This window comes from Streptomyces sp. SudanB25_2051 (genome assembly GCF_964272635.1).
GTDB lineage: Bacteria > Actinomycetota > Actinomycetes > Streptomycetales > Streptomycetaceae > Streptomyces.
In genome coordinates this window covers 2,418,936-2,436,655 of record NZ_OZ186787.1, presented here as the reverse complement: position 1 = coordinate 2,436,655, position 17,720 = coordinate 2,418,936, and the positions used below count along the sequence as shown (strand labels likewise).

The following is a 17,720-nucleotide window of genomic DNA, read 5'->3' as shown; positions in this document are numbered from 1 at the left end:
GGAGCCAGCCGTACCCACCTCGAACCCGACAACGAGGAGCAGCCCGACATGACCACTGTCGACAACCGACAGGACTTCAAGGTCGCCGACCTCTCCCTGGCCGAGTTCGGCCGCAAGGAGATCACCCTCGCCGAGCACGAGATGCCCGGCCTGATGGCGATCCGCAAGGAGTACGCCGACGCCCAGCCGCTGGCCGGCGCCCGCATCACCGGCTCCCTGCACATGACCGTGCAGACCGCCGTCCTCATCGAGACCCTGGTCGCCCTCGGCGCCCGCGTCCGCTGGGCCTCCTGCAACATCTTCTCCACCCAGGACCACGCGGCCGCCGCCATCGCCGTCGGCCCCGACGGCACCCCGGACGACCCCAAGGGCGTCCCCGTCTTCGCCTGGAAGGGCGAGACGCTGGAGGAGTACTGGTGGTGCACCGAGCAGGCCCTGACCTGGCCGGACAGCCCCACCGGCGGCCCGAACATGATCCTCGACGACGGTGGTGACGCCACCCTCCTCGTCCACAAGGGCGTCGAGTTCGAGAAGGCCGGCCAGGCCCCGGACCCGTCCACCGCGGACAGCGAGGAGTACGCCCACATCCTGCGGCTCCTCAACCGCACCCTCGCCGAGAACCCGCAGAAGTGGACCCGCCTCGCGTCCGAGATCCGCGGCGTCACCGAGGAGACCACCACGGGCGTCCACCGCCTGTACGAGATGCACCGCGACGGCACCCTCCTCTTCCCGGCGATCAACGTCAACGACGCCGTCACCAAGTCGAAGTTCGACAACAAGTACGGCTGCCGCCACTCCCTCGTCGACGGCATCAACCGCGCCACCGACGTCCTCATCGGCGGCAAGGTCGCCGTCGTCTGCGGCTACGGCGACGTCGGCAAGGGCTGCGCCGAGTCCCTCCGCGGCCAGGGCGCCCGCGTCATCGTCACCGAGATCGACCCCATCTGCGCCCTCCAGGCCGCGATGGACGGCTACCAGGTCACCACCCTCGACGAGGTCGTCGAGACCGCCGACATCTTCATCACCACCACCGGCAACCGCGACATCATCATGGCCGCGGACATGCAGCGGATGAAGCACCAGGCGATCGTCGGCAACATCGGCCACTTCGACAACGAGATTGACATGGCCGGCCTCGCCAAGATCCCCGGCATCGTCAAGGACGAGGTCAAGCCGCAGGTCCACACCTGGACCTTCCCCGACGGCAAGAAGATCATCGTCCTCTCCGAGGGCCGCCTGCTGAACCTGGGCAACGCCACGGGCCACCCGTCCTTCGTGATGTCCAACTCGTTCGCGGACCAGACCCTGGCCCAGATCGAGCTGTACACGAAGCCGGAGCAGTACCCGACCGACGTGTACGTCCTGCCCAAGCACCTCGACGAGAAGGTCGCCCGCCTCCACCTGGACGCGCTCGGCGTCAAGCTCACCACGCTCCGCCCGGAGCAGGCCGACTACATCGGCGTCAAGGTCGAAGGCCCCTACAAGCCGGACCACTACCGCTACTGACCGCCCACGCGACCGCCCCGCGGCCGCGCACCGGCACCCGGTACCCAGGCAGGCCCCCGCACCCCCGTGTCGGGGGCCTGCCCCGTACCCGGCCGGCCCGTCCACCGCTCAACCGCGGCGCCGAGACCCCGACCAGAACCCCGAGGACACATGCCCCGAGGACGCTATTCGCTCCACGATCCGCACGATCACACCCCCCTCGGCGAAGAACACTTCCACTGCGCGCCCGGCCCCTCCGGCTGGCGCTACGTCGCGCAGCGCACCACCCCCTCCGGCGACCACGCCGGCTCCGTCGACCTCGCCCTCGACGACCTCGGCCGCCCCATCCGCCTCGAACTCCACGCCGGCGGCTGGCAGGTGCGCGGCGCCGCCCTCGACGGCGTCACCTGGGTCCGCACCGACCCGACCGGCTCCCACGCCACGGAAGGCAATGTGCGCGCCCACGCCTTCAGCGGCAGCTCCCCGGCCTTCCTGGTGGCCCTCACCCGTCTCCTGCGCCTCACCCCCCACTCCGGCCCGACCCGGGTCCGACTCGTCACCTTCACGGACCCGGTCCTCGCCCCCCTCACCGTCGACCAGTCCTGGGCCCTGGTGAACAGTGAAACGCACACCACTGACAACGGCCCCCTGACCGTGGACGAATACCAGGTCAGCGACCTCGACACAGGCGAACGGCACACCGTCCACATCGCCGGCGACGTGGTCCTCGCGGCCCCCGGCGTCGAACTCGAAGACCTCCAGACCCCACCGTCCGTCTTCCCCTGACGCCCTCCGCGCCCAGCCCCTCAGGCCGGCGGCGCGAACCCGGTGGCAGCCCCCCTCGAAGCCCCCTCAGCCTCAGGCACACCAGCCCCGGAACCCCCAGCGCTCCCAGCGCTCCCGGCCGCACCGGCCACTCCACCCAGCCCAGCCCCCGCCACAGCCCCGGCACCCACCCGGACCCCGGAAACACCGGAAACCCCACCCCGACCGGCACCACCGGCCGCATCCACCCCACCGAAGCCACCAGCGGCCACCCCGGCCCCGGCACCACCGGCAGCCGTCACCCGACGCGCGTCCCGCATCTGCCGCTCATGCACCACACCCGCCAGGAACGCCGCCGCGGGCACCCCGGGCGGCGCCGGCGCCCCGGTACGGGCCACCAGCTCGTCCGCAAGCCGCTCCGCCAGCACCCGCCCCGCCTCCGGGTCCAGCTGCCGCATCCGCGTGAGGTAGTGCCGGATGCCCAGCCACAGGGAGTCCGGCACCGCCGACAGGTCCAGCTGCGCGAACCGCCCCACCAGCCACGGCGGTGGCGGAGGCACCGCGTCCGTACGCCCCGCGGGCACCCGCTCCCGCACCACCAGCGTCCCCGCGAACACGTCCCCGATCCGGCGCCCCCGCGCCGACACCAGCGAGGCGATACACGCGATCACCCCGAACGAGATCAGGATCTCCACCATCCCGAGCAGACCCCGCACCAGCGCGTGCCGGAACCTGATCGGTCCGCCGTCGTCCCGCACCACCCGCAGCCCGCACGCCAGCTTCCCCAGCGACCGCCCGTGCGTCAGCGTCTCCACCGCGATCGGCCCGCCGATCAGCACCAGCACGAAGGACGCCGCCTGCACCGCCATCACCGCCGCCTCGTCCAACGCGGCCGTCGCCACGGCGAGCCCGATGGATATCAGCAGGTACACGGTCCACACGACGACGAGATCGACTAGCAGCGCCAGCGCCCGGCTCGGCAACCGGGCCGGCCGCAGTCCCAGGACGACCGCGTCCCCCGTCACGATCTGACTCACGCCGTCCACCCTTCTCCGACCTTGCCCGACCGCTCCTCACGCCAGTCTGCCAAGCTGACCGACAGCGCGCCGCAGTAGTACGAACCGTACGCACCCCGTGCCCTGGAGCAGCAGCCGATCATGGACCTCGACGTCTACGTCACCGCCCACCGCGCCGAGTGGGACCGCCTGGACCACCTCCTGAGCCGCGGCCGCCGCCTGACCGGCGCCGAGGCGGACGAGCTCGTCGCGCTGTATCAGCGCACCGCCACCCACCTCTCCGTCATCCAGAGCACCGCCCCCGACCCGGCGCTCACCGCCCGCCTCACCCAGCTCGTCGCGCGGGCCCGCGCCGCCGTCACCGGCACCCGCCGCGCCTCCTGGCGCGACGCGGCCCGCTTCCTGACCGCCGGCTTCCCGGCCGCCGTGTACCGCTCACGCCACTGGTGGGTCCCGACAGCGGTCCTCTCCACGCTCGTCGCCGCGCTCATCGGCTGGTGGATCGGCGCGCACCCCGAGGTGCAGGCCGCGATCGCCGCCCCCGAGGAACTGCGCCAGATGACCCGCCCCGGCGGCGAGTACGAGTCGTACTACTCCAGCCACCCGGCAGCGTCCTTCGCCGCCCAGGTCTGGACGAACAACGCCCGAGCCGCCGCCCTGTGCCTGGCCCTCGGAGCGTTCCTGTGCTTCCCCGTGCTGTGGGTCCTGTTCATCAACATGCTGAACCTGGGCGTCGGCATCGGCCTGATGTCGTCCGCCGGCCGCCTCGACACCTTCCTCGGCCTGGTCCTCCCGCACGGCCTGCTGGAGCTGACGGCCGTCTTCGTCGCCGCCGGTACGGGCCTGCGGCTCGGCTGGACCCTGATCGACCCGGGCCCGTACTCCCGCCGCACCGCCCTGGCCCAGCAGGGCCGCGCCGCGATCGGCATGGCCATCGGCCTCGCCCTGGTGCTGTTCGTCGCCGGGGTCATCGAGGGCTTCGTGACGCCGTCGGGCCTCCCCACCTGGGCCCGCATCGCGATCGGCGTCGCAGCGGAGGCGGCCTTCCTTGTGTACGTGTACGTCCTCGGCGGCCGGGCGGCGCGCGCCGGCGAGTCCGGCGACGTGGAGGCGGCCGACCGCAGCGCGGCCCTGCCCACCGCCGCCTGATGTGCGTTCGGCCCCCCGGAGCTGCTACTGTCCTCTTCGCCCGCCAAACCTGTTGACACGGGGTAGGTGGGGAGGTAGATTTAAACGGTTGCGTGGAGCTGGACAAGCTCCGGCGCACTGGATAAACTCTCTCTCGCTCCGCAGAACCGGACAGGTTCTCGCTGGAGCCAAACGATTCCCACTCGGATCGCAAAGCCGATTTCAATCGGCGGAGATGAATCTGATAAAGTCGGAATCACGCCGAAAGGCAAAGGCCCTCCAACGGCCACCGGAAACGAAATCCGAACCGGAAACGGAACGGAAAAAGGATCTGGTAAGGTTGGAAACACCGAAGGGAAGCGCCCGGAGGAAAGCCCGCAGGGAACTGAGGGTGAGTACAAAGGAAGCGTCCGTTCCTTGAGAACTCAACAGCGTGCCAAAAGTCAACGCCAGATATGTTGATAACCCCGTCTTTCTGAGACGAGGTTCCTTTGAAAAACACAGCGAGGACGCTGAGAACCGGAAGGACTATTCCTCCTTCGGGTTCCGCTCAACGCGAGTGTTCACCGGGATAACCCGGAAGCATTCACGGAGAGTTTGATCCTGGCTCAGGACGAACGCTGGCGGCGTGCTTAACACATGCAAGTCGAACGATGAACCCACTTCGGTGGGGGATTAGTGGCGAACGGGTGAGTAACACGTGGGCAATCTGCCCTGCACTCTGGGACAAGCCCTGGAAACGGGGTCTAATACCGGATACGACCACTTCAGGCATCTGATGGTGGTGGAAAGCTCCGGCGGTGCAGGATGAGCCCGCGGCCTATCAGCTTGTTGGTGAGGTAACGGCTCACCAAGGCGACGACGGGTAGCCGGCCTGAGAGGGCGACCGGCCACACTGGGACTGAGACACGGCCCAGACTCCTACGGGAGGCAGCAGTGGGGAATATTGCACAATGGGCGAAAGCCTGATGCAGCGACGCCGCGTGAGGGATGACGGCCTTCGGGTTGTAAACCTCTTTCAGCAGGGAAGAAGCGAAAGTGACGGTACCTGCAGAAGAAGCGCCGGCTAACTACGTGCCAGCAGCCGCGGTAATACGTAGGGCGCAAGCGTTGTCCGGAATTATTGGGCGTAAAGAGCTCGTAGGCGGCTTGTCGCGTCGGATGTGAAAGCCCGGGGCTTAACCCCGGGTCTGCATTCGATACGGGCAGGCTAGAGTTCGGTAGGGGAGATCGGAATTCCTGGTGTAGCGGTGAAATGCGCAGATATCAGGAGGAACACCGGTGGCGAAGGCGGATCTCTGGGCCGATACTGACGCTGAGGAGCGAAAGCGTGGGGAGCGAACAGGATTAGATACCCTGGTAGTCCACGCCGTAAACGTTGGGAACTAGGTGTGGGCGACATTCCACGTCGTCCGTGCCGCAGCTAACGCATTAAGTTCCCCGCCTGGGGAGTACGGCCGCAAGGCTAAAACTCAAAGGAATTGACGGGGGCCCGCACAAGCGGCGGAGCATGTGGCTTAATTCGACGCAACGCGAAGAACCTTACCAAGGCTTGACATACACCGGAAACACCCAGAGATGGGTGCCCCCTTGTGGTCGGTGTACAGGTGGTGCATGGCTGTCGTCAGCTCGTGTCGTGAGATGTTGGGTTAAGTCCCGCAACGAGCGCAACCCTTGTCCCGTGTTGCCAGCAGGCCCTTGTGGTGCTGGGGACTCACGGGAGACCGCCGGGGTCAACTCGGAGGAAGGTGGGGACGACGTCAAGTCATCATGCCCCTTATGTCTTGGGCTGCACACGTGCTACAATGGCCGGTACAAAGAGCTGCGATACCGCGAGGTGGAGCGAATCTCAAAAAGCCGGTCTCAGTTCGGATTGGGGTCTGCAACTCGACCCCATGAAGTCGGAGTCGCTAGTAATCGCAGATCAGCATTGCTGCGGTGAATACGTTCCCGGGCCTTGTACACACCGCCCGTCACGTCACGAAAGTCGGTAACACCCGAAGCCGGTGGCCCAACCCCTTGTGGGAGGGAGCTGTCGAAGGTGGGACTGGCGATTGGGACGAAGTCGTAACAAGGTAGCCGTACCGGAAGGTGCGGCTGGATCACCTCCTTTCTAAGGAGCACTTCTTACCGGGCTTCGGCCTGGTCAGAGGCCAGTACATCAGCGAACGTCTGATGCTGGTTGCTCATGGGTGGAACGTTGACTACTCGGCCAGGTGACTGGGCCGGAGGCTGCTAGTACTGCTCGTAAGAGCGTGGAACGCATGATCTCCGGACAGGACCGGGCCGGGCACGCTGTTGGGTGTCTGAGGGTGCGAGCGTTGCTCGCCCTTCGAACGCCGGCCCCAGTGAACTCGCCGCGATAGCGGTGGGGTGATGGGTGGCTGGTCGTTGCTTGAGAACTGCACAGTGGACGCGAGCATCTGTGGCCAAGTTTTTAAGGGCGCACGGTGGATGCCTTGGCACCAGGAACCGATGAAGGACGTGGGAGGCCGCGATAGGCCCCGGGGAGCTGTCAACCGAGCTTTGATCCGGGGGTGTCCGAATGGGGAAACCCGGCAGTCGTCATGGGCTGTCACCCTTACCTGAACACATAGGGTAAGTGGAGGGAACGAGGGGAAGTGAAACATCTCAGTACCCTCAGGAAGAGAAAACAACCGTGATTCCGGGAGTAGTGGCGAGCGAAACCGGATGAGGCCAAACCGTATGCGTGTGATACCCGGCAGGGGTTGCGCATGCGGGGTTGTGGGATCTCTCTTTCACGGTCTGCCGGCCGTGAGACGAGTCAGAAACCGTTGATGTAGGCGAAGGACATGCGAAAGGTCCGGCGTAGAGGGTAAGACCCCCGTAGCTGAAACATTGACGGCTCGTTTGAGAGACACCCAAGTAGCACGGGGCCCGAGAAATCCCGTGTGAATCTGGCGGGACCACCCGCTAAGCCTAAATATTCCCTGGTGACCGATAGCGGATAGTACCGTGAGGGAATGGTGAAAAGTACCGCGGGAGCGGAGTGAAATAGTACCTGAAACCGTGTGCCTACAAGCCGTGGGAGCGTCGGACATCAGCTTGCTGGTGTCTCGTGACTGCGTGCCTTTTGAAGAATGAGCCTGCGAGTTTGCGGTGCGTTGCGAGGTTAACCCGTGTGGGGAAGCCGTAGCGAAAGCGAGTCCGAATAGGGCGATCCAGTAGCGCGCTCAAGACCCGAAGCGGAGTGATCTAGCCATGGGCAGGTTGAAGCGGAGGTAAGACTTCGTGGAGGACCGAACCCACCAGGGTTGAAAACCTGGGGGATGACCTGTGGTTAGGGGTGAAAGGCCAATCAAACTCCGTGATAGCTGGTTCTCCCCGAAATGCATTTAGGTGCAGCGTCGTGTGTTTCTTGCCGGAGGTAGAGCACTGGATAGGCGATGGGCCCTACCGGGTTACTGACCTTAGCCAAACTCCGAATGCCGGTAAGTGAGAGCGCGGCAGTGAGACTGTGGGGGATAAGCTCCATGGTCGAGAGGGAAACAGCCCAGAGCATCGACTAAGGCCCCTAAGCGTACGCTAAGTGGGAAAGGATGTGGAGTCGCAGAGACAACCAGGAGGTTGGCTTAGAAGCAGCCACCCTTGAAAGAGTGCGTAATAGCTCACTGGTCAAGTGATTCCGCGCCGACAATGTAGCGGGGCTCAAGCGTACCGCCGAAGTCGTGTCATTGCAGTACATACCCCCAACGGGGACTGTGATGGGTAGGGGAGCGTCGTGTGCCGGGTGAAGCAGCCGTGGAAGCGAGTTGTGGACGGTTCACGAGTGAGAATGCAGGCATGAGTAGCGATACACACGTGAGAAACGTGTGCGCCGATTGACTAAGGGTTCCTGGGTCAAGCTGATCTGCCCAGGGTAAGTCGGGACCTAAGGCGAGGCCGACAGGCGTAGTCGATGGACAACCGGTTGATATTCCGGTACCCGCTTTGAAGCGCCAGCGCTGAACCCAGCGATGCTAAGCCCGTGAAACCGTCGTGTGCGTCTTCGGACAAGCACGGAGTGGTGGAGCCGGTGGCCCAGACTGGTAGTAGGTGAGCGATGGGGTGACGCAGGAAGGTAGTCCAGCCCGGGCGGTGGTTGTCCCGGGGTAAGGGTGTAGGCCGTGTGGTAGGCAAATCCGTCACACGTTAAGGCTGAGACCTGATGCCGAGCCGATTGTGGTGAAGTGGATGATCCTATGCTGTCGAGAAAAGCCTCTAGCGAGTTTCATGGCGGCCCGTACCCTAAACCGACTCAGGTGGTCAGGTAGAGAATACCGAGGCGTTCGGGTGAACTATGGTTAAGGAACTCGGCAAAATGCCCCCGTAACTTCGGGAGAAGGGGGGCCACGCCTGGTGATGAGTCTTGCACTCGGAGCTGGGGGTGGCCGCAGAGACCAGCGAGAAGCGACTGTTTACTAAAAACACAGGTCCGTGCGAAGCCGTAAGGCGATGTATACGGACTGACGCCTGCCCGGTGCTGGAACGTTAAGGGGACCGGTTAGCTTGGATTCGTCCAGGCGAAGCTGAGAACTTAAGCGCCAGTAAACGGCGGTGGTAACTATAACCATCCTAAGGTAGCGAAATTCCTTGTCGGGTAAGTTCCGACCTGCACGAATGGCGTAACGACTTCTCGACTGTCTCAACCATAGGCCCGGTGAAATTGCACTACGAGTAAAGATGCTCGTTTCGCGCAGCAGGACGGAAAGACCCCGGGACCTTTACTACAGTTTGATATTGGTGTTCGGTTCGGCTTGTGTAGGATAGGTGGGAGACTGTGAAGCTTGGACGCCAGTTCAGGTGGAGTCGCCGTTGAAATACCACTCTGGTCGTGCTGGATGTCTAACCTGGGTCCGTGATCCGGATCAGGGACAGTGTCTGATGGGTAGTTTAACTGGGGCGGTTGCCTCCTAAAGGGTAACGGAGGCGCCCAAAGGTTCCCTCAGCCTGGTTGGCAATCAGGTGTTGAGTGTAAGTGCACAAGGGAGCTTGACTGTGAGACCGACGGGTCGAGCAGGGACGAAAGTCGGGACTAGTGATCCGGCGGTGGCTTGTGGAAGCGCCGTCGCTCAACGGATAAAAGGTACCCCGGGGATAACAGGCTGATCTTCCCCAAGAGTCCATATCGACGGGATGGTTTGGCACCTCGATGTCGGCTCGTCGCATCCTGGGGCTGGAGTCGGTCCCAAGGGTTGGGCTGTTCGCCCATTAAAGCGGTACGCGAGCTGGGTTTAGAACGTCGTGAGACAGTTCGGTCCCTATCCGCTGTGCGCGTAGGAATATTGAGAAGGGCTGTCCCTAGTACGAGAGGACCGGGACGGACGAACCTCTGGTGTGCCAGTTGTTCTGCCAAGGGCATGGCTGGTTGGCTACGTTCGGGAGGGATAACCGCTGAAAGCATCTAAGCGGGAAGCCTGCTTCGAGATGAGTATTCCCACCTCCTTGAGAGGGTAAGGCTCCCAGTAGACGACTGGGTTGATAGGCCGGATATGGAAGCCCAGTGATGGGTGGAGTTGACCGGTACTAATAGGCCGAGGGCTTGTCCTCAGTTGCTCGCGTCCACTGTGTTAGTTCTGAAGTAACGAACTCCCATTTGGCTGGTTGAGTTCATATCTTCATAGTGTTTCGGTGGTCATAGCGTTAGGGAAACGCCCGGTTACATTCCGAACCCGGAAGCTAAGCCTTTCAGCGCCGATGGTACTGCAGGGGGGACCCTGTGGGAGAGTAGGACGCCGCCGAACAATTTTTGACGGGGAGCCCCGTGCCTGATGGCACGGGGCTTTCCGCATTTCCAGGGTCGAATACGAGAAGGGGGGCCTCCTCCGAGAGGAGGCCCCCCTTTCCTTTCAGGGACCCAAGACGTCAGAGGCGGCCGGCGGCCTTCAGTGCCAGATAGGCGTCGGCGAGTGCCGGTGCGAGATCGTCCGGCTTGGCGTCCACCACCGTCACACCGTGACGCCGCAGCTGTTCCGCGGTGTTGCGCCGCTGGGCCTGCGCCTGGGCGCCGGCAGCAGCCTCGTACACCGCCTCTGCCGTCCCCCGGGACTTCGTCATCTCGTCCGCGTGCGGGTCCGCCACAGACGCCACCACCACCGTGTGCCGCTGCGTGAGCTGCGGCAGGACCGGCAGGAGGCCCTCCTCGATCGGGGCCGCGTCCAAGCTGGTCAGCAGCACCACGAGAGAACGGCGCGGCGCACCTGCCAAGGCGGCGGCGCTCAAGCCCCTGGCGTCCGTCTCGACCAGTTCCGGCTCCAGCGTCGCCATGGCGTCCACCATCGCGGGCAGGGTGTCGCCTGCCGCCCGGCCCTGCACACGGGCGCGGACCTGGCGGTCATACGCCAGAAGATCCACCCGGTCGCCGGCGCGTGAGGCGAGCGCGGTCAGCAGAAGAGCCGCGTCCATCGCGGCGTCCAGGCGCGGAACGTCCCCGACGCGGCCCGCCGACGTACGTCCCGTGTCCAGGACCAGCAGGATGTGCCTGTCCCGCTCCGGGCGCCAGGTGCGGACGGCGACGGTCGTCTGCCGTGCCGTGGCCCGCCAGTCGATCGAGCGTGTGTCGTCACCCGGCACGTACTCGCGGAGACTGTCGAACTCGGTGCCCTCACCGCGCGTCAGCACACTGGTGCGGCCATCCAGCTCCCGCAGCCGCGCCAGCTTCGACGGCAGGTGCTTCCGGCTCGTGAACGGCGGCAGCACCCGGACCCTCCAGGGGACCTGGTGGCTGCCCTGGCGGGCGGCCAGACGCAGCGGCCCGTACGAGCGGACGGTGACCCGGTCCGCGTGCCGGTCGCCGCGGCGTGCGGGCCGCAGCAGCGTCGTGAGCCTGCGCCGTTCACCCGCCGGCACCGTCACGCTGTGGCGAGACGCCTCCAGATCGGTGCCGGCCGGCCAGGAACTCGGCGGCCACGCGTCGCGGACATCCGCCCGCAGGCGGCGCCGCGAAGGGTTCTCCACCAGCAGCTCCACCTCCGCCACGTCACCCAGTCGAACGGATGTGTCACCACTTCGGGTGAACCGCAGCGTTCGCACTGGCGCCGCCAGGGCGTAGTCGCACAGAATTGCGAGAGACAGGGGGGCGTTGACGGCCAGCATCCCCGTCCAGCTGGGTGCGAGCAGCCCGACCGGGAGTGAGCCGATCGCCGCCAGGAGCGCGGTACGTCCGGTGAGGGCCATGGGTCACTGCCTCAGCGACGGCGCGGGGACGTGGGCGAGGATCGAGTTGATGACGGAGTCGGCCGTCACGCCTTCCATCTCCGCCTCGGGGCGCAGCTGGACGCGGTGGCGCAGGGTGGGCAGCGCGAGGGCCTTCACGTCGTCCGGGATGACGTAGTCCCGGCCTGTGAGCCAGGCCCAGGCGCGGGAGGTGGAGAGCAGAGCGGTGGCGCCTCGGGGGGAGACGCCGAGAGCGAGCGAGGGGGATTCACGCGTGGCACGGCAGATATCGACGACATAGCCGGCGATCTCGGGGGCGACCGAGGTGCGGGCGACCGCGCGGCGGGCCGCTTCCAGATCAGCGGCGTCGGCGACGGGGCGCACCCCGGCGGCCTTCAGGTCGCGCGGGTTGAAGCCCTCGGCGTGACGGGTCAGCACATTGATCTCGTCCTCGCGGGACGGCAGAGGCACCGTCAGCTTCAGGAGGAAGCGGTCCAGTTGGGCCTCGGGGAGAGGGTAGGTGCCCTCGTACTCGACGGGGTTCTGTGTGGCCGCCACGAGGAACGGTTCGGGCAGCGGGCGCGGTGTGCCGTCCACCGTGACCTGACGCTCCTCCATCGCCTCCAGAAGCGACGACTGGGTCTTCGGCGGGGTCCGGTTGATCTCGTCCGCGAGGAGGAGGTTGGTGAACACCGGGCCGGGCTGGAAGGAGAACTCGGCGGACCGCGTGTCGTAGACGAGGGAACCCGTCACGTCACTCGGCATCAGATCGGGGGTGAACTGGACGCGCTTGGTGTCGAGTTCCAGCGATGCGGCGAGTGCGCGCACCAGCAGCGTCTTGGCGACACCCGGGACGCCCTCGAGCAGGACGTGGCCCCGGCAGAGCAGGGCGACGACGAGCCCGGTGACAGCGGGGTCCTGCCCGACCACGGCCTTGGCGATCTCGGTGCGCAGGGCTTCCAGGGAGGCGCGGGCGCGGTCCGAGTTCTCAGCGGTCTCGGGGGTCGGGGCACTCATGAGGTGCGTACCTCTCTTTCGAGGGCGTCGAGTTGTTCAGCGAGGAGGACGAGTTCGGCGTCACCGGAGGGAGCCGGGCCGAACAGCAGGTTCCGCAGGTCGCCGCGGTCGCCGGTGAGCCGGGCGGACAGGGCGGGCAACAGGGCGTTGGGGGAGTGGGCCTCCCTCGTCGGGACGCCCACGAGAGGAGCGAGGCGGGTGCGGGCGGCCGAGCGGAGGACGGTCGAGGCGCGGTCGCGGGCATTGGCGCGGAAGTAGAGGCGGGCGCGGCCCTCGGTCGTCTCCGACGCGCGGATGGCGACCGGAAGGCGCTCGGTGACGAGCGGGCCCAGGCGGCGGGCTCGCCAGATCGCCGCCAGGACAGCCGCGATGGCGAGCTGCAGGCTGCCCCACAGCCAGCCCGAAGGGATCAGGTCGAGGAAGTCCGACTCGCCCTCCACCCGGTCCCCGTCATCGGAGCCGCCGGCGGCCGAAGGATCGGTGAGGGAAGGGAGGTACCAGACGAGATGGCTGCGGGAACCCAGGAGTTGCAGGGCGAGCGACGCGTTGCCCTCGTCCGCGAGGTGCTTGTTGAAGAGCAGGTCGGCGGCGCCCAGGAGGACCGTGTCGCCGCCGGAGGAGTTCTCGAGGCGGACCAGTGTCGGCTGGCCGTCGCGGAAGTAGCAGGACTGGGCGGAGGGCGAGCCGGTGGTGTCGTACCGTTCGCCGCCCAGGCTCACCCTGCCCGCGCGGCGGGCCTCCGGCAGGGAACAGGCGGGCTCCAGCGGGGTGACCGTGTCGGGCAGGTCGGCCGTCACGCCGGGGGCCAGGGTCTCCAGGGAAAACTCGTCGGGGGCGAGGAGAACGGTCCGGCCGCCGGAAGAGTCGACCGCCCCGCGCAGTGTCGTCTGCTGGTCGTCGGTGAGCAGATCGGGGGCGGTGACCAGCACGGTGGCGTCGGGGCCGGCTGCCTCGGTGACCTCGGCCAAGGTCGTGGCGACCCGGACGGACACGCCGCGTTCCTTCAGCAGTTCGGCGACGGCGCGGCTGCCGTTGGGGTCCGTGGAGCGCGGGTCGAGCCGGCCGTGGCCCCCGCCGCCCTGCAGCAGGGCCAGGAGGACGCCCGCGGTGATCAGCAGGGCCAGGGCGAGGAGGACGCCGCGTGCCCGCGCCCACACGTGCGCGGGGCTCCGGGAGAGGGACGTGCCGGTCGGGGTCACTGGGCTGCTCCCTGGGTGGTGCCGCTCCACTGGGGCTTGGCCCGCTCCACCGCGGCGTCCAGGTCCTTCAGACGCTGGTACGCGCGCTGGTCGGCGGTGCGGCCGCCGTATGTGACGTCGTCGAACTCGCGGGCCGCGGCGCGCAGCTCGTCGGCGTGGGCGGGCAGGGTCCGGCCGGCCTCGGCGGCCGCCTCGTCGGCCGTGCGGCCCGGTCGCGGGTCGAGCAGGGTGCGCTCCTCCAGGGAGCGGACGACGGCGCGCATGCGTTCCTGCACGGCCTGGTTCCAGCGGCCGGCGGCGGCGTGCCGTTCGGCGGCCGCCCGATGGTGGGCCGCCGTCCGCGGGCCCGCGTCGAACAGCGAGTCGGCGGAGGCGGGGGAGCGGCGCGGGGTGCCGAGCCGCCACCACAGTGCGGCGACGAGGCCCACCACCACGACGGCGATCACCGCGATGCCGAGCCAGCCGCCCGGCGCGGCACCGGACGCCGCGTCGAACAGGTCGCCGATCCACTCGAAGAAGGCGTTCATGGCGCGGATCAGGAAGTTCTCCTCGTCCTCGCCGTACATCGGCTTGGACAGCTCCCGCTCCGCCGCCTCACGGGCGGGTACGCGCGGCACGTCCAGCGGCGGCCCGTCGCCGTCCGCGGCGGCCGGCCTCAGCGCGGCCGCCGCTCCCCCCGTGACCGGCACCGCATCAGCTCCTAGGAGTCGTGTCGCCCGGCGACGGGGAGCCGTAGCCGGGGACGCCCGCCGCGCGGGCGAGCTCGAGGTCGAGGGCCTCACGGCGGATGCGCTGGTCCACGTAGAGCAGGACCGTCACACCGGCCGTGATCGGGTACATGATCGCCGATGCGATGACCGCACCGATACCCGTGATGATCAGGAACGTCCAGCTGGTCTGGTCGGGGGACCCGGACACCAGGCCGTTCATCCCGTCACCGTCCACGAGCAGGGCGATCAGGGAGAACGGAATCACGATGATCATGACGATCAGCGTGGTCAGCAGCGCCGTCAGGAGCAGGATGCCGAAGATCCGCCACCAGGCGCCCTGCACCAGCTTCGCGGAGCGCCGCAGCGATGCCCGCACGCCCTGGCGCTCCAGCATCACCACCGAGTACGAAAGGCTGAAGCGGACCGTCAGCCAGATGGCCACCAGCAGCGCCGACGCACCACCGAGGACCGCCAGCATGGCACCCGCGGTGGAGCCGATCAGCAGCCCCGGCCCGACACCGACGGCGAAGACGGCCGTGACGATCGCCGGCAGGAGCAGCGTCAGGGCCAGCAGCGGCACGAGCCGGGGCCGGGCGTCCCGCCACACCTCGCCGAACGCCACGGGGCGGCCCAGCACCGAGCGGCTCACCACGAACGTCAGCAGCGCCGTCGTCACGAACTGCGCCATCAGACCCAGCAGCGACGAGGGCACCATGCCGATCATGGTGGTCTGCATCGCCTCACCGGCCTGCTCCAGCACCTCCGACGGGCTCGCGTCCGGGTCCACGGCGGGCGGCTGCGGCAGCACGTACCGCTGCAGCAGCAACTGCACCAGCTGCACCACCGCCGAGACGACGAGCGTGATGCCCAGAACCGTCCGCCAGTGCGCGCGCAGTGTCGACACCGCGCCGTCCAGGATCTCCCCGACGCCCAGCGGCCGCAGCGGGATCACACCCGGCTTCGGGGCGGGCGGCTGCGCCCAGCCGCCGTACGGGCCGCGCCCGCCCCACCCCGGTGCGGGCGCGGGCGGCACGGGGCCGCCGGGGCGGGCCGCCGGCGGCGACCACTGGCCGGGCGGCGGCTGGTTCTCCGACCACTTCGGAGCCGGACCGCCCTGGTCACCGGCCGGGCGGGGCGAACCGGCGCCCTGGTCGTCGGACGGGGAAGGAGATCCGGGCGAAGCCCAGCCCGGAGAGTCGTTCACGGTCGTCCACCTCGTGGCTTGGTCGCGGCGCCCGCTCGTCGAGCCGGCTCGGTCACAACACCCCGCCACCCCGCGGAGCGGCAGGTCGGCAGCCATCGTGCCACGGGCCACCCGGCCACAGGCCAGGGCCCTGACGACTGCCGCGCCCACCGCGACACCTTCAATGTCACCGGCACAGCGGGCAGACTGGGCGAATGGCTGATCAGTTTGCAGGAACCGACCTCCGCGGACAGCCCCCCGCACCGCCCGTCATCCGCTGGGCGGAACCCCCCGAAGGACCCGTCGTCGTGCTCCTCGACCAGACCCGGCTCCCCGCCGAGGAAGTCGAACTGGTCTGCACCGACGTACCCGCCCTCGTCCAGGCCATCCAGACCCTCGCCGTCCGAGGAGCGCCCCTCCTCGGCATCACCGGCGCCTACGGAGTGGCGCTCGCCGCCGCCCGCGGCTACGACGTCGAGGACGCCGCCGCCCAGCTCGCCGGGGCCAGGCCCACCGCCGTCAACCTCGGATACGGGGTACGCCGCGCCCTCGCCGCCCACCGGGCCGCCACCGAACAGGGCGCCACCCCCGCCCAGGCCGCCGAGGCCGCGCTCGGGGAAGCCCGGCGGCTCCACAGGGAAGACGCCGAGGCCAGCACCGCCATGGCCGCCCGGGGCCTCGCCCTCCTCGACGAACTGCTGCCTGGCGGCAGCCACCGCGTCCTCACCCACTGCAACACCGGAGCCCTCGTCTCCGGAGGGGAGGGCACCGCGTTCGCCGTCGCCCTCGCCGCCCACCGCGAAGGACGGCTGCGGCGGCTGTGGGTGGACGAGACCAGGCCCCTCCTCCAGGGCGCCCGCCTCACCGCGTACGAGGCCGCCCGGCACGGCCTGGCCTACACCCTGCTCACCGACAACGCCGCCGGGTCGCTCTTCGCGGCCGGCGAGGTCGACGCCGTACTCGTCGGCGCCGACCGGATCGCCGCCGACGGCTCCGTCGCCAACAAGGTCGGCACCTACCCGCTCGCCGTCCTCGCCAAGTACCACCACGTGCCGTTCGTCGTCGTCGCCCCCGTCACCACCATCGACCCGGACACCCCCGACGGAACGGCCATCGACATCGAACAACGACCCGGCAGTGAGGTGACTCAGCTCACACCCCAGGTGCCCGGTGGGACAGCCGGGACCGCGCCCGGCGGCGCAACCCCGCACGCGCCCCTGGGAACGCAGGCCTACAACCCGGCGTTTGACATCACGCCGCCCGAATTGGTGACCGCGATCGTTACCGAGGCAGGAGTCGTGTCGCCGGTGACCGGAGGAGGAATCGCGGAGCTGTGTGCCAGGTCACGCCAGGTAACGATTAGCTAATGGGATGATGTCGATTATGAAGGGACGCGTCCTTGTCGTCGACGACGACACCGCACTGGCCGAGATGCTCGGGATCGTGCTGCGTGGTGAAGGGTTCGAGCCGTCGTTCGTAGCGGACGGCGACAAGGCACTCGCCGCATTCCGGGAGACCAAGCCCGATTTGGTCCTCCTCGACCTCATGCTGCCCGGACGGGACGGCATCGAAGTGTGCAGGCTCATCCGCGCCGAGTCCGGCGTGCCGATCGTCATGCTCACCGCGAAGAGCGACACCGTCGACGTCGTCGTCGGCCTCGAGTCGGGCGCCGACGACTACATCGTCAAACCGTTCAAGCCGAAGGAGCTCGTCGCCCGCATCCGGGCACGCCTCCGCAGGTCCGAGGAGCCCGCACCCGAGCAGCTCACCATCGGCGACCTCGTCATCGACGTCGCCGGCCACTCCGTGAAGCGCGACGGCCAGTCCATCGCCCTCACCCCCCTCGAGTTCGACCTCCTCGTCGCACTCGCCCGCAAACCCTGGCAGGTCTTCACCCGCGAAGTCCTCCTCGAACAGGTCTGGGGCTACCGCCACGCCGCCGACACACGGCTGGTGAACGTCCACGTCCAGCGACTCCGCTCCAAGGTCGAAAAGGACCCCGAGCGGCCCGAGATCGTCGTCACCGTCCGCGGCGTCGGCTACAAGGCGGGACCGAACTGAC

The 17,720-nt window shown here is 67.7% G+C and carries 11 protein-coding genes and 3 rRNA genes; 8 read left to right on the top strand and 6 right to left on the bottom strand.

Annotation, left to right across the window (positions count from 1 at the left end):
* The first annotated feature begins 48 nt into the window (after positions 1 to 48).
* Both ahcY and ACSUPT_RS10775 read left to right on the top strand, forming a co-directional pair.
* Positions 49 to 1,506 (top strand): adenosylhomocysteinase, encoded by a 1,458-nt coding sequence (ahcY, locus tag ACSUPT_RS10780; protein ID WP_361659227.1) that lies wholly within the window; start codon positions 49 to 51, stop codon positions 1,504 to 1,506.
* A gap of 150 nt (positions 1,507 to 1,656) precedes the next feature.
* A complete protein-coding gene (locus tag ACSUPT_RS10775) occupies positions 1,657 to 2,271 on the top strand; it encodes a hypothetical protein (protein ID WP_436944135.1) in 615 nt (204 codons plus the stop codon).
* Positions 2,272 to 2,291: 20 nt separating this feature from the next.
* Here ACSUPT_RS10775 and ACSUPT_RS10770 read toward each other — a convergent pair whose 3' ends face one another.
* Positions 2,292 to 3,287: an RDD family protein gene (locus ACSUPT_RS10770; RefSeq protein ID WP_436944134.1), complete on the bottom strand. Its 996-nt coding sequence runs from the start codon at positions 3,285 to 3,287 to the stop codon at positions 2,292 to 2,294.
* Positions 3,288 to 3,407: 120 nt separating this feature from the next.
* Here ACSUPT_RS10770 and ACSUPT_RS10765 point away from each other — a divergent pair, with 120 nt between their 5' ends.
* From ACSUPT_RS10765 to rrf, 4 genes are all read left to right on the top strand, one after another.
* Complete coding sequence (locus ACSUPT_RS10765; RefSeq protein WP_351965386.1) at positions 3,408 to 4,415, top strand: stage II sporulation protein M; 1,008 nt, start codon at positions 3,408 to 3,410, stop codon at positions 4,413 to 4,415.
* A 564-nt stretch (positions 4,416 to 4,979) separates the two neighbouring features.
* Positions 4,980 to 6,507: ribosomal RNA gene (locus ACSUPT_RS10760) — 16S ribosomal RNA — on the top strand.
* A 314-nt stretch (positions 6,508 to 6,821) separates the two neighbouring features.
* Positions 6,822 to 9,944: ribosomal RNA gene (locus ACSUPT_RS10755) — 23S ribosomal RNA — on the top strand.
* A gap of 77 nt (positions 9,945 to 10,021) precedes the next feature.
* A 5S ribosomal RNA gene (gene rrf, locus ACSUPT_RS10750) occupies positions 10,022 to 10,138 on the top strand.
* Together the 16S, 23S and 5S rRNA genes form the textbook arrangement of a ribosomal RNA operon.
* A gap of 121 nt (positions 10,139 to 10,259) precedes the next feature.
* On the opposite strand, the gene ACSUPT_RS10745 is transcribed toward rrf, so the two are convergent.
* The 5 genes from ACSUPT_RS10745 to ACSUPT_RS10725 are packed head-to-tail and all read right to left on the bottom strand — an operon-like array spanning position 10,260 to position 15,679.
* On the bottom strand, positions 10,260 to 11,570 hold the full coding sequence (locus tag ACSUPT_RS10745) for a DUF58 domain-containing protein (protein ID WP_403503142.1): 1,311 nt from the start codon (positions 11,568 to 11,570) through the stop codon (positions 10,260 to 10,262).
* A 3-nt stretch (positions 11,571 to 11,573) separates the two neighbouring features.
* A complete protein-coding gene (locus tag ACSUPT_RS10740) occupies positions 11,574 to 12,566 on the bottom strand; it encodes an AAA family ATPase (RefSeq protein ID WP_361662935.1) in 993 nt (330 codons plus the stop codon).
* Positions 12,563 to 13,765, bottom strand: coding sequence for a DUF4350 domain-containing protein (locus ACSUPT_RS10735; RefSeq protein WP_436944133.1), 1,203 nt, complete (start codon positions 13,763 to 13,765; stop codon positions 12,563 to 12,565). The genes ACSUPT_RS10740 and ACSUPT_RS10735 overlap by 4 nt, the downstream gene beginning before the upstream one ends.
* Positions 13,762 to 14,454 (bottom strand): DUF4129 domain-containing protein, encoded by a 693-nt coding sequence (locus ACSUPT_RS10730; protein WP_351967661.1) that lies wholly within the window; start codon positions 14,452 to 14,454, stop codon positions 13,762 to 13,764. Before ACSUPT_RS10730 ends, ACSUPT_RS10735 begins: the two co-directional genes overlap by 4 nt.
* A gap of 4 nt (positions 14,455 to 14,458) precedes the next feature.
* The gene (locus tag ACSUPT_RS10725) at positions 14,459 to 15,679 is read right to left on the bottom strand and encodes a hypothetical protein (RefSeq protein WP_403503133.1); all 1,221 of its coding nucleotides are present in this window, start codon (positions 15,677 to 15,679) and stop codon (positions 14,459 to 14,461) included.
* A gap of 194 nt (positions 15,680 to 15,873) precedes the next feature.
* Between ACSUPT_RS10725 and mtnA the strand changes: the two genes are divergently transcribed.
* Both mtnA and mtrA read left to right on the top strand, forming a co-directional pair.
* Positions 15,874 to 17,025: an S-methyl-5-thioribose-1-phosphate isomerase gene (gene mtnA, locus ACSUPT_RS10720; protein ID WP_436944132.1), complete on the top strand. Its 1,152-nt coding sequence runs from the start codon at positions 15,874 to 15,876 to the stop codon at positions 17,023 to 17,025.
* A gap of 4 nt (positions 17,026 to 17,029) precedes the next feature.
* The gene (gene mtrA / locus ACSUPT_RS10715) at positions 17,030 to 17,719 is read left to right on the top strand and encodes a two-component system response regulator MtrA (protein WP_187703247.1); all 690 of its coding nucleotides are present in this window, start codon (positions 17,030 to 17,032) and stop codon (positions 17,717 to 17,719) included.
* Position 17,720: the final 1 nt, after the last annotated feature.

What these genes read in the sequence shown, in the direction of transcription:
- mtnA (WP_436944132.1), top strand. Translation starts at nt 15,874, where the DNA reads ATGGCTGATCAGTTTGCAGGAACCGACCTCCGCGGACAGCCCCCCGCA.
- ACSUPT_RS10765 (WP_351965386.1), top strand. Translation starts at nt 3,408, where the DNA reads ATGGACCTCGACGTCTACGTCACCGCCCACCGCGCCGAGTGGGACCGC.
- ACSUPT_RS10745 (WP_403503142.1), bottom strand. Translation starts at nt 11,570, where the DNA reads ATGGCCCTCACCGGACGTACCGCGCTCCTGGCGGCGATCGGCTCACTC.
- mtrA (WP_187703247.1), top strand. Translation starts at nt 17,030, where the DNA reads ATGATGTCGATTATGAAGGGACGCGTCCTTGTCGTCGACGACGACACC.
- ACSUPT_RS10775 (WP_436944135.1), top strand. Translation starts at nt 1,657, where the DNA reads ATGCCCCGAGGACGCTATTCGCTCCACGATCCGCACGATCACACCCCC.
- ACSUPT_RS10740 (WP_361662935.1), bottom strand. Translation starts at nt 12,566, where the DNA reads ATGAGTGCCCCGACCCCCGAGACCGCTGAGAACTCGGACCGCGCCCGC.
- ahcY (WP_361659227.1), top strand. Translation starts at nt 49, where the DNA reads ATGACCACTGTCGACAACCGACAGGACTTCAAGGTCGCCGACCTCTCC.